13 protein-coding genes are annotated in these 11,926 nt (G+C 40.0%); 12 read left to right on the top strand and 1 reads right to left on the bottom strand.

The features are described 5' to 3' along the window. The first annotated feature begins 27 nt into the window (after window positions 1–27). The 10 genes from JL53_RS14275 to rpe all read left to right on the top strand — a co-directional run bounded on the left by JL53_RS14275 (window position 28) and on the right by rpe (window position 8,294). Complete coding sequence (locus tag JL53_RS14275; RefSeq protein ID WP_038407963.1) at window positions 28–492, top strand: PTS sugar transporter subunit IIA; 465 nt, start codon at window positions 28–30, stop codon at window positions 490–492. Window positions 493–549: 57 nt separating this feature from the next. Next, window positions 550–831: a PTS sugar transporter subunit IIB gene (locus JL53_RS14270; RefSeq protein WP_003749772.1), complete on the top strand. Its 282-nt coding sequence runs from the start codon at window positions 550–552 to the stop codon at window positions 829–831. A 61-nt stretch (window positions 832–892) separates the two neighbouring features. Continuing rightward, a complete protein-coding gene (locus tag JL53_RS14265; RefSeq protein WP_014093847.1) occupies window positions 893–2,164 on the top strand; it encodes a PTS galactitol transporter subunit IIC in 1,272 nt (423 codons plus the stop codon). Between the two features lie 37 nt (window positions 2,165–2,201). Next, window positions 2,202–3,254, top strand: coding sequence for a galactitol-1-phosphate 5-dehydrogenase (locus tag JL53_RS14260; protein ID WP_038407962.1), 1,053 nt, complete (start codon window positions 2,202–2,204; stop codon window positions 3,252–3,254). Window position 3,255: 1 nt separating this feature from the next. Continuing rightward, window positions 3,256–4,290, top strand: coding sequence for a zinc-binding dehydrogenase (locus tag JL53_RS14255; protein ID WP_038407961.1), 1,035 nt, complete (start codon window positions 3,256–3,258; stop codon window positions 4,288–4,290). Window positions 4,291–4,305: 15 nt separating this feature from the next. Further along, the gene (locus JL53_RS14250) at window positions 4,306–4,503 is read left to right on the top strand and encodes a hypothetical protein (protein WP_038407960.1); all 198 of its coding nucleotides are present in this window, start codon (window positions 4,306–4,308) and stop codon (window positions 4,501–4,503) included. Further along, a complete protein-coding gene (gene rpiB / locus JL53_RS14245) occupies window positions 4,481–4,921 on the top strand; it encodes a ribose 5-phosphate isomerase B (RefSeq protein WP_038407959.1) in 441 nt (146 codons plus the stop codon). The genes JL53_RS14250 and rpiB overlap by 23 nt, the downstream gene beginning before the upstream one ends. Before the next feature lie 8 nt (window positions 4,922–4,929). Then, on the top strand, window positions 4,930–5,604 hold the full coding sequence (locus JL53_RS14240) for a ribulose-phosphate 3-epimerase (protein WP_003720977.1): 675 nt from the start codon (window positions 4,930–4,932) through the stop codon (window positions 5,602–5,604). 33 nt (window positions 5,605–5,637) lie between these two features. After that, on the top strand, window positions 5,638–7,653 hold the full coding sequence (gene tkt / locus JL53_RS14235) for a transketolase (protein ID WP_038407958.1): 2,016 nt from the start codon (window positions 5,638–5,640) through the stop codon (window positions 7,651–7,653). Beyond that, window positions 7,650–8,294 (top strand): ribulose-phosphate 3-epimerase, encoded by a 645-nt coding sequence (gene rpe, locus JL53_RS14230; protein WP_038407957.1) that lies wholly within the window; start codon window positions 7,650–7,652, stop codon window positions 8,292–8,294. Before tkt ends, rpe begins: the two co-directional genes overlap by 4 nt. Window positions 8,295–8,351: 57 nt before the next feature. On the opposite strand, the gene JL53_RS14225 is transcribed toward rpe, so the two are convergent. Beyond that, a complete protein-coding gene (locus JL53_RS14225) occupies window positions 8,352–9,818 on the bottom strand; it encodes a MucBP domain-containing protein (protein WP_038407955.1) in 1,467 nt (488 codons plus the stop codon). Window positions 9,819–9,965: 147 nt separating this feature from the next. Here JL53_RS14225 and JL53_RS14220 point away from each other — a divergent pair, with 147 nt between their 5' ends. Next, window positions 9,966–10,445 carry a GNAT family N-acetyltransferase gene (locus tag JL53_RS14220; protein WP_038407954.1) on the top strand — a complete coding sequence of 160 codons (480 nt, stop codon included), beginning with the start codon at window positions 9,966–9,968 and terminating at the stop codon, window positions 10,443–10,445. A gap of 14 nt (window positions 10,446–10,459) precedes the next feature. Beyond that, entirely contained in the window at window positions 10,460–11,857 is a 1,398-nt protein-coding gene (locus JL53_RS14215) for a deoxyguanosinetriphosphate triphosphohydrolase (RefSeq protein ID WP_038407953.1), read from the top strand. The last annotated feature ends 69 nt before the right edge of the window (window positions 11,858–11,926 follow it).

Below are 11,926 nucleotides of genomic sequence, written 5' to 3'. Positions count from 1 at the left end.
CAGAAAGAATTACAGGAGGATTTCGTAATGGATTTAGTACAATTTTTGAAAAAAGGAATGGTTTGGGTTCAATCGGACATTGATAAGCAAGAGGACCTATTCCAAATGGTCGCAGAAAGTGGAAAGTCAGAAGGGTATGTAACGGATGACTTTTTGACTAGACTAACAGACCGTGAAAAAACCTTTCCAACGGGGCTAAAATTAGATGGATACGGGGTGGCTTTACCGCATACGGATCCAGAATGCGTTACGGAACAATTTATTGCCGTAATCACTGTGAAAGACGGCATCCCATTCAAGCTTATGGAAGATGCAGGTCAAACGGTTGAAGCGAATTTGATTTTCGTGCTGGGACTAAATGAACCTCACAGCCAGCTCGCGGTACTTCAACAATTGATGGGGACGATTCAAGACAAGGAAAATGTAACCGCATTACTTAGAGCGAAAGATGAAGCAGAAGTAAAACAAATTTTGGAAGCGATTACCGTTTAAAAAAACAGGAAAATTAGCCGCGAGGAAATCGCAGCAATTAATTAGGAGGAATTTATCATGGGACAATTTAAAATTTTGGTAGCTTGTGGAGCAGGAATTGCAACATCAACAGTAGTAACGGATCGAGTAGAACGTTTGGTGAAGGAACATAATGTCGATGCAGAAGTAAAACAAATCAAAATTTCTGAAGCAGCATCTATGCAAGACGGAGCAGATTTGATTGTATCAACAACAATTTTACCAACAACATACAAAATCCCAGCTATTATTGCAACTTCTTACATCACTGGTATGGGTATGGAAGAGCTTGACGAAGAAATACTTGCGCACCTTAAATAATTAGGGGCGCAAGGGAGTTTAGGAATAAAACGTAAACAGAGAAAAAAGGAGGAAATATTAAATGGATACACTTCTAGCAGGAGTACAGTATGTTTTAAACTTGGGGCCTACAGTTATTTTGCCGATTATGATTTTCTTTATTGCATTAATTTTCCGAGTACCAGCGAAAAAAGCGCTTCGTTCCGCGATTACGATAGGTATCGGATTTGTAGGTATTAACCTTGTTATTAGTTTACTATCTAGCAATTTAGGTCCAGCGGCGCAACAAATGGTTGAGCGCTTTGGTCTGAACTTAACAATCATTGACGCTGGTTGGCCAGCCGCAGCGGCAGCTTCATGGGCTTCCCCAGTTGCAGCAATTTTAATTCCAATTTGTTTAGCAGTCAATTTAGCACTTATCTTCTTTAAAGTAACAAAAACGTTAGATATTGATATTTGGAACTATTGGCACTTTATCGCAGCAGGTGCAACTGGTTATATCGTAACTGGCGGTAACTGGTGGTTCGCGATTCTTTGTGCAATCATCTATGAAGTTGCAGTTCTTTGGATGGCTGATAGAACACAACCTATGGTAGAAGAATTTTACGGCTTAAAAGGGATCTCCTTACCAACAGGTTCAACAGCAGCATTCGGTTTCATCGGTATTCCAGTTGGATGGCTAATCGCTAAAATTCCTGGAATCAAAAATATTCACGTTGACCCGGAAACAATTCAAAAACGTTTTGGTATCTTCGGGGAACCAATGATGATGGGACTTATTCTAGGTATTGCAATTGGTCTTCTTGCAGGGTATGACGTAGGGGCAGTTGCACAACTTGGTATGTCAATGGGTGCAGTAATGTTCTTAATGCCTCGTATGGTTAAAATTTTAATGGAAGGTTTAATTCCAATTTCGGAATCTGCTCGTGAATTCATGAAATCTCGCTTCAAAGGCCGCGAACTTTATATCGGACTTGACGCTGCACTTTCAATTGGTCACCCAGCGAATATTTCTACTGGTTTAATCCTTGTTCCGATCACTCTTTTCTTAGCTGTTATCATTCCAGGTAACAAAGTACTTCCATTTGGTGACTTGGCAACTATTCCATTTTACGTATCATTCGTTGTAGCATCTCGTAAAGGTAACATTCTTCACTCTGTTTTAGCTGGAACTGTAGTTATTGCACTGGCACTTCTTATGGCAACTGACTTTGGTCTTGTTCATACAGAAATGATGAAAGGCGTTTATGAATTCCCTAAAGGAGCAACTCAAGTAAGTACGCTTGATATGGGTGGTAACTTCTTTAACTGGGTTATTCTTAAATTCTCTCAAGCTTGGGCAGCAATTTTCTAAGTTTTGTTTTAATGATATAGAAGAGGTGATGAGTAACATGCGAGCAGCTGTGTTATACGAGAATAATGTAATAAAAGCAGAACAAATTGATGAAGCGGTTTGCGAGAAAGATCAAGTACGTGTGGAGGTAAAAGCGGTCGGAATATGCGGATCAGATATTCACAAAATGCAGACGCGCTGGAAATATCCACTGCCGGCTGTTATGGGACACGAATTTTCGGGTGTGATTACAGAAGTAGGTAGCGAAGTGGAAAATAGAGCTATCGGTGACCGTGTTGCAGGTATTCCACTAGAACCATGTATGGAATGTAATTATTGTAAAGCGGGCGACTTCTCGCTATGTGACAATTACCGCATGGTGGGCTCACATTTCCACGGAGGATTTGCCGAAAATGTGGTAATGAAAGCTGATAACGTCATTTCTATTGGCGACCTTGATTTTGAAGAAGGTGCAATGATTGAACCACTAGCTGTGTCAATGCATGGGGTACTTGGAATCGAACCAAGACTTGGTGATACAGTTATCGTGTTTGGGATTGGGACGATTGGAATTTTAGTCGTGCAATGTTTACTTCTCGCTGGTGTGAAAGATATTATCGCTGTTGATATCAGTGATAAGAAGTTAGCAGATGCGAAGGAATTTGGTTGCAGATACACGATTAATCCAAAAAACGAAGACCTGAAAGAACGCGTTTTAGCTTATACGAATGGTCTTGGTGCTGACATCGCGCTAGAATGTGCCGGTTCCAAAATCACCCAAGAACAATGTCTCCTTGTAACGAAGAAAAAAGGCAAAGTCGGTTTCCTCGGAATAGCTTACGCAGATGTACTTTTACATGAAGAAGCTTTTGAAAATATTTTCAGACGCGAATTAACGCTTAAAGGTTTTTGGAACTCTTACTCGGCGCCGTTTCCAGGTGAAGAGTGGCGTACTTCGATAGAATTTGTCAAACAAGGTCGAATTAAACTAAAACCACTGATTTCGCATCGTTATAAACTAGAAGAAACGAAAGAAGCGTTTGAGATGATTCTTTCAAGAGAACATGATTATAACAAAGTGATGATATTGCCTCAGAAAGGTGACGATTAATTTGAAAGCAGTAGTAAAAACAAACCCCGGATATGACCAAATGGAGCTAAAAGATGTGGAAGAACCACAAGCTTATGGCGACAAAGTGAAAATCAAAGTAGCCTTCACTGGGATTTGTGGATCAGATATCCATACATTCAAAGGTGAATATAAAAATCCAACAACACCAGTTACACTCGGACATGAATTTTCAGGTGTAGTCGTAGAAGTTGGTCCAGATGTAACTAGTATCAAAGTGGGAGACCGCGTCACAAGTGAAACAACTTTTGAAACTTGTGAGGAATGTATTTATTGTAAAGAACATGATTACAATTTATGTAGCAATCGTCGCGGCATTGGTACACAAGCAAATGGTAGTTTTGCAGAATTTGTTTTATCTCGCGAGGAAAGTTGTCATGTGTTAGATGAGCGGATTTCACTGGAAGCGGCTGCACTTACAGAACCACTTGCATGCTGTGTTCACTCTGCACTTGAAAAAACAACGATTCGCCCTGATGATACAGTACTTGTTTTCGGACCAGGACCAATCGGGTTATTACTCGCTCAAGTTGTGAAAGCGCAAGGAGCTACGGTGATTATGGCAGGAATTACTAAAGATAGCGACCGTTTACGCTTAGCAAAAGAATTAGGAATGGACCGGATTGTTGATACCTTGAAAGAAGACTTGGCTGAAGTTGTGCTTGGCATGACAGATGGTTACGGAGCTGAACGAGTATTTGATTGTTCTGGCGCAGTCCCAGCAGTAAATCAAGGATTACCACTAACGAAGAAAAAAGGCGATTTTGTTCAAGTAGGACTTTTTGCTGAAAAGAAAAATGCGATTGATGAAGAATCAATTATTCAACGTGAGATTGCTTATATCGGCAGTCGCTCACAAAAACCTTCTTCATGGATTTTAGCACTAGACTTACTTGCAAATGGCAAAATCAATACAGACAAAATGATTACAAAAGTGTACGGATTAGATGACTGGCGCGAGGCTTTCGAAGCGGTCATGGCAGGAAATGAAATTAAAGTATTAGTGAAATCTGAATAACGGAGGATGAGCTGTATGAAAAAACATCAAAAAAGGATAACCGTGCAAACGAATCCAAAGCTTCTCGGGCTCAGATGTTTTACAGTAGTCATCCTTAGAAATGAGCCGAGAGCATATTCGCGTATGTTCTCGGTTCCATTTCATTATAAGGCGTTAAAAGAAAAAAATCTATTAATGAAGGTGAAATTAAATGAAATTAACAATTGGTTGTGACCACGGCGGACGTAGACTAAAAGATGCCATTGTGAAACATTTACGCGAAAAAGATATCGAAGTTGTTGATATTGGAACATATACGGATGATAGTGTCGATTTTCCATCTTATGCAGAAGAGGTTGCCAATCAAGTAGTTAGCGGACAATCTGAACTGGGGATTTTATGCTGTGGAACGGGGATTGGCATGAGTATTGCGGCTAACAAAGTCGACGGAATACGTGCAGCAGTTGTTTCTGATGCTTTTTCAGCGAGTGCTACTCGTGAGCATAATAATAGTAATATTCTTTGCCTAGGCGAGCGCGTAATTGGCGAAGGTTTGGCGCTTTTAATTGTTGATACTTGGCTTGAAGCGACTTTTGCTGGAGATCGTCATAAACGTCGCTTGGATAAAATTACTGAACTTGAAAGAAAGTGAGGATGAAAATGAGGAAAATAGCCGCTTCAATTATGTGTGCTGATCAACTACATTTAGGAGATGAACTTAAGCGTCTTGAATCAGCTGGCGTGGAACTACTACACTGTGATGTGATGGACGGTGTATATGTGAATAATCTTGCACTTGGCCCTGAACATTTGGGAATAGTGCGAAACAATACAGAAATTCCGTTAGACATACATTTGGCTACAATTACCCCACTTAAATATATTGATATGTTTGGTCCAGTGAAGCCAGAATACATTTCTTTTCACGTAGAAGTGGCGGACGATGTAACAGAAGTGATTAGGAAAATCCGTTCTTATAATATCAAACCTTCCATTGCAATTAATCCAGAAACACCCATCGAAGCAATTTATCCTTATTTAAATGATGTGGAAATGGTGTTGATGATGACGGTAAATCCCGGCTTTGCAGGACAAAAGTTTCAAACAGATGTGCTTCAAAAATTGCGAGACTTAAAAGCAAAATTAGCCGGAAAAGTCCATGTGCCATTAATCGAAGTAGATGGCAACATTAATAAAGAAACAGTAGGTTTGATGCGCGACTGTTTACCAGATATTTATGTGTTAGGAACATCCGCACTATTTCACGACCGAGATAAAACAAGTTACTCAGAAAGACTTGTACACATTTGGTCTGACGTAGAAAAACATGTGTAAATAAGCACAAAGAATTTAAGGGAGATGACAGTTTTGAAAAAAACATTAGACAGACAAGCAGTAGACACGATTCGTTCGTTATCAATTGATATGATTGAGAAAGCAAATTCAGGGCATCCTGGAATGCCAATGGGTGCAGCGCCAATGGCTTATATGCTATTTGCAAAACATTTAGTATTTAATCCAGCAAATCCAGAATGGTTTAACCGTGATCGTTTTGTTTTATCAGCGGGACATGGTTCAGCATTACTTTATAGCATGCTTCATTTATTTGGTTATGACGTAAAAATGGAAGATTTAAAGTCATTTCGTCAATTAGACAGCTTAACACCAGGACATCCAGAATTTGGTTGGACAGCTGGTGTTGATGCAACAAGTGGACCGCTCGGACAAGGAATTGGTATGGCGGCTGGAATGGCGCTGGCGGAGTCTCATTTAGCAGCTCAGTACAATCAACCTAATTACCCAATTGTGGATCATTATACGTATGCAATTTGTGGTGACGGCGATTTAATGGAAGGTGTAGCATCAGAAACAGCGTCACTTGCCGGACACCTTGGACTAGGAAAATTAATCGTTTTATATGATTCCAATGATATTTGTTTAGATGGCGACCTGAGTGCTACTTTTAGTGAAAATGCCGCAGATCGTTTCCGCGCATACGGGTGGCAAGTGCTTCGCGTGGAAGATGGCAATAACTTAGCCGCCATCCAAGAAAAAATTGTCCAAGCAAAATTAGAAACTTCGAAGCCAACGCTAATTGAAGTAAAAACAGTCATCGGCTACGGCGCGCCAACTAAATCGGGCAGCTCTGCAAGTCACGGGGCCCCACTTGGCGAAAAAGAAGCGCGCGGTGCTAAGGAACATTATGACTGGACAGAAGAACCATTTACAGTACCAACTGAAGTTCGCGATTACTTAAGGAATTACAAAGCGCGCGGTGAAAAATTAGAAGGTGCTTGGAACACGATGTTAACTAATTACAAAAAAGAATTCCCCGAACTCGCAAGTGAGTTAGACCGTGTTTTAGCTCGGGAAGTAGCAGCAGACTGGAATGTGAATTTACCAACTTTTGAAGCTGGAACAAGTGCCCCGACTCGTTCTGCATCTGGAAAAATGATTAACGCAATTGCGGCTGAATTACCAGAACTTTTTGGAGGTTCCGCTGACCTAGGTTGCTCTAATAAAACATTTATTGATGCTAGTCCAGCGTATAGCAAAGCAGATCCAGCCGGCAAAAATATCTGGTTTGGAGTACGTGAATTTGCAATGGGAGCAATGCTAAACGGAATGGCCTTGCATAGCGGATTACGTGTATTTGGCTCTACCTTCTTTGTTTTCTCGGATTATGTTCGCCCAGCAATGCGGATGGCGGCCCTTATGCAACTTCCAGTAACCTATGTATTCACACATGATAGTATCGCAGTTGGAGAAGACGGTCCAACCCATGAACCAATCGAGCATTTAGCCTCGCTACGTGCTATGCCAGGGCTTACCGTGATTCGTCCGGCTGATGCAAAAGAAACACGTGCTGCTTGGGAACTTGCTGCTACAAATACAGCTGGACCAATTGCACTTGTGTTATCCCGTCAAGACTTACCGGTGCTTGAAAATAATCAAGCCGAAGTAGATGCAGGGGTAGAAAAAGGAGCTTATGTGGTTGCTCCGGCAAATAATGCGCAACCAGATGCCATTATTATCGCCACTGGTTCGGAAGTATCACTTGCTATTGAAGCGAAGAAAGAACTAGCGAAAAGAGAAGTAGATGTTTCCGTTGTTAGTTTATCGAGCTGGGAACGCTTTGAAAAAACTAGCGCAGACTATAAAGAAAGTATTTTACCAAAAGAAGTGACAGCTAGATTCGCAATTGAAGCCGGAACTACATTTGGCTGGAAAGAGTTTATCGGTTCAGAAGGCGATATGTTAGGAATTGACCACTTCGGCGCATCAGCACCAGCAAAAGACTTGTTTAATGCGTATGGTTTCACAGCAGAAAATGTCGCTAATCGTGTAGAGGCTGTTATTACGAAAGCCGGTGTGCGCGTATGACTTTCGTAGCGCCATCTTTACTTGCAGCCGACTATATGAATATGGCAAATTCCATTAAAGAAGCAGAACTTGCAGGAGCTGACTACCTTCATATTGATGTCATGGACGGTCATTTTGTCCCCAATTTAACCTTTGGGATTGACATGGTTGAGCAAATTGGCAAAACAGCGACCATTCCTCTTGATGTTCACTTAATGCTCGCAAATCCAGAAAACTATATTGAAAAATTTGCCGCGGCGGGAGCGCACATTATTTCCGTGCATATTGAAGCAGCTCCGCACATCCATCGTGTCATTCAACAAATCAAACAAGCCGGTTGTAAAGCGGGGGTAGTGCTTAATCCTGGGACTCCGGCAAGCATGTTGGAGGCTGTTTTAGGGGATGTTGATTTAGTGCTCCAAATGACTGTAAATCCTGGCTTTGGTGGGCAAACGTTTATTGAGTCTACAATAGAAAATATGCGCTACCTTGATAACTGGCGCCGCAAAAATCGTGGTAGTTACAGTATTGAAGTAGACGGGGGAGTAAACAAAGCAACTGCCGAAACATGCAAACAAGCTGGTGTTGATATCCTTGTTGCAGGCTCCTATTTCTTCAGGGCAATAGATAAAGCAGCCTGTGTAAAAACCTTGAAATCATAACGAGACAAAATAGAAAGCCCTAGGATCCAATTGGGTTCCTAGGGCTTGTTTTTTAGATTAATTTCTTTTGAAAAATAATATTCCAGTTGCGAGTGCTGTAAGTAAACCACCTACTGCAAAAAGAAAATTATCACTCGTATCACTTGTTTTTGGAAGTGTACTATTACTCGCTTTCATTTGCGTAGTTGCGGAAGGGGAGTCAGCTTTTTCTGAGTTTATTTCGCTATTATTCGTAGCCTCGCCCTGACCACTTGAATTATTATCGTCACTGGCTGTTTTTTCATATACATATGTGACAATTGTTTGGTCCGCGCTAAATGTGCCAGATTCATTACCGTTTATTTTTGTTAGTTTATATCCGGTAATGTTTTTACTTTCTGTTTGATAAGTGCTACCAATTTCTCCAGTTAAAATAGTATCTTGTGCTAGTGAGTTGCCTGATTCATCTTGGTACTTCACATTTACCGTACCATTTTGAATTGGGTTTTTTTCATAAATATAACTTATATTTTGAGTTGTATTTGTGAATTGGCCAGTAGGATTACCAGTAGTTTCTTTTAAAGTATATCCGTCTATCGTTTTTGGAGTGGAGGTATATGAGTCACCGATAGTTCCGTCAATTCTTGTTGAACTAGCGAGCTCTGTACCAGATTCATCTTTATATGTGACAATGACGGGTTGGGTATATTCAAACAAGATAATTGGTTTTCCAGAAGGACCGTATTCAGAAATGTCATAGTAAGAATCATAGCGATTAGTCCCGGTGTAAAGCGAGAAGGTAGATTCTCTTGGTTCTGCCGAAAAGACGAGTGCATTTTTTGCGGAATCATAAGTAACCCCGTCAGATAAATCAGTTACTGTCAAATTGTTCATTGTTAATTGCGAAGATGCATCATTGAAATGAATATAGTTTTCTAGCGGTAATATTTTATCGCTTGGGACAATCAATTTGCTTAAAATCGTTTGAGCAGCAAAAGCTTGATATGCAAGTTGGATATTAGGATTTTGGATAGTTATGTCAGTAATATAGTTATTTTCGAATGCTGATTCATCGATGCTTTGAACATTTGCAGGTATTTGAACAGTTTTTAATTTATTAGCTAAAAAAGAAAATCTAGGTATAGATGTAAGTGAATTTGAAAGAGTTATCTTTTCAATTTGGTTTGTACTGAAGGAGTTTTGACCAATGGACTGTACCGAATTTGGAAGGACAATTTCTGTTAAAGAATTACGCGTGAAAGCCCCGGTACCAATAGTAGTTACAGAATCAGGAATAGAAACAGCAGTCAATCCTTTTAAATAAAAAGCAGAATCGCCAATAGCTGTGACAACATACTCGTTATTATCACCAACTGTAGCAGGGATAGTTACATCAGCGGCTGTCCCGGTATAGTCAGTAATCGTAGCTTCATTTCCGTTTGCAGTATATTCGAAATCACCTGAAGTTGCGGCTGAGCTAACAACTGGGAATAAAAACAAAACCAGTGCTAAAGAGAAACTGGTCCAAATTATTTTTTTAAACAAATGAATTCCCCCTATTTTGAAATTTATATTCTTTTCCCCTTGCAGTCAATTTCTAAACTTTGAGATAACTAGCTGCAACACTTTTTTTGTTTGATACAATGGCAATACTAGCTTATACTTAAATTAAAAATAAAAGGGGCAACAGGAATGTTCAAACTTACTTTTCGAAATGCGACAGAATCCGACACGGCGTTAATCCTACATTATATTTTAGAACTAGCAAAACATGAAGGGATAGAGCAAGATGTAAATGCAACAGAATCGGGCTTACGAGATACTCTTTTTCAGCAAAAAGCAGCTGAGGTCATTATGGCAGAATACAAAGACCAATCTGTGGGGTTCGCGCTATTCTTCCATAATTACTCCACCTTGTTAGGGAAAAAAGGGCTTTACCTAGAAGACCTTTATATCATCCCTGAAATGCGTGGCAATGGATTTGGAACACAGTTTTTTACGTATCTTTCAAAGCTTGCCTTGTCGCGGGGCTGTGGTAGGTTCGAATGGTGGTGCCTCAACGAAAATAAATCAGGAATGGACTTTTACGAGAAAATCGGTGCAAAAAAAATGTCAGAATGGACCGTACATAGACTTTCGAAAATAGAAATGGAAAAATTAAGCAACCTATAAAGGACGTGATATAAATGAAATGGGATAAACTTTTAAATGACAAACGCCGCCGCGAATCAGGTATTACACGCTCTAAAAATACCGACGTACGTAGCGCTTTCGAAAATGATTTCCAACGAATCGTCATGAGCGCATCATTTCGCCGCTTGCAAGATAAAACGCAAGTGTTTCCACTAGAAAAAAGTGACTTTGTCCGTACTCGACTGACGCATTCAATGGAAGTAAGTACAATTGCTAAGTCGATGGGGAACATGGTAACCCACACAATTCAAGAAGAAAAGCTAGATGAAGATTTTACAAAGGACCATGCTGATAAAATTCCAGAGATTCTTGCTTGTGCAGGACTCTTACATGATATGGGTAATCCGCCATTTGGTCATTTTGGTGAAGAAAGCATTCGCGAGTGGTTCCGAGATAATCTAGCAACTATCACTTATAAAAATAAAAGTTTAGCCGAAATTTTAACATCGCAAATGAAAGAAGATTTTTATTACTTCGAAGGTAACGCTCAAGTGCTTCGCGTTGTGTCAAAACTGCATTATCTTTTTGATCAATATGGACTAAATCTAACGTTTGCAACCCTGAATGCTGTCATAAAATACCCAGTTTCTTCCTTGAAAATAAATAAAAACCAAATCAAAAGTAAAAAATTAGGCTATTTTTATGCAGATGAGTCATTATTTAATGAAATAACTACGGCAACGGAAGCACTAGATAATCGTCATCCACTAACTTATTTACTCGAAGTAGCAGACGATATTGCTTACCTCAATGCGGACCTAGAAGATGGTGTGAAAAAAGGCATTGTCAATATTACACAAATTTTAAAAGGTTTTGAAGAAGTGGAAGAGCATAATAAAGTTACTGTTGCATGTTACAACGAACTCAAGAAAAAAAGCGAACGCTACGAAGGACAAGAAGAAAGTTTTATCGTGCAGCAATGGTTGGCATCCAATGTCCGTGGTCAGCTCATTAATCGCTCACTCGAAGTGTTTTACGCAAACTATAAAGCAATAATGGCGGGAACTTTTAACGATTCACTAATTGACGCTTCAGAAGCAGAACAACTTGTCCATATCTTGCAAAGCCTCTCATATACGTATATTTACCAAGATAAAGGTATTGTCGAATCTGAAATCGCTGGCAACGAAATTATCTCCAAACTACTCGAAACTTTCATCCCAGCAGTCATTTATTATGATAGTGAGACTCCAGAACGCCAAACTGCTAAGGATAAACGCTTATTAACTTTAATTTCCGATAACTATCTAGGTTGTTACCGCAAAAATGCAGAAGGCGAGAGCGAAACGATGAAACTGTATCTCCGCCTACTACTCGTAACAGATTTCATTTGCGGCATGACCGACAGCTACGCGAAAGATTTATATCAGCGGTTGAATGGACTTAGTTAATTTCAAGTAACACCTTGACATCCAAGCGTCAAGGTGTTACTATATTCAAGGTGCCTCTACTATAAACAG

The sequence above is a fragment of the Listeria ivanovii subsp. londoniensis genome, from assembly GCF_000763495.1.
Taxonomy (GTDB): domain Bacteria; phylum Bacillota; class Bacilli; order Lactobacillales; family Listeriaceae; genus Listeria; species Listeria londoniensis.
Note: the sequence above shows the minus strand (reverse complement) of the source record. Positions and strands in the feature narration are given on the sequence as shown.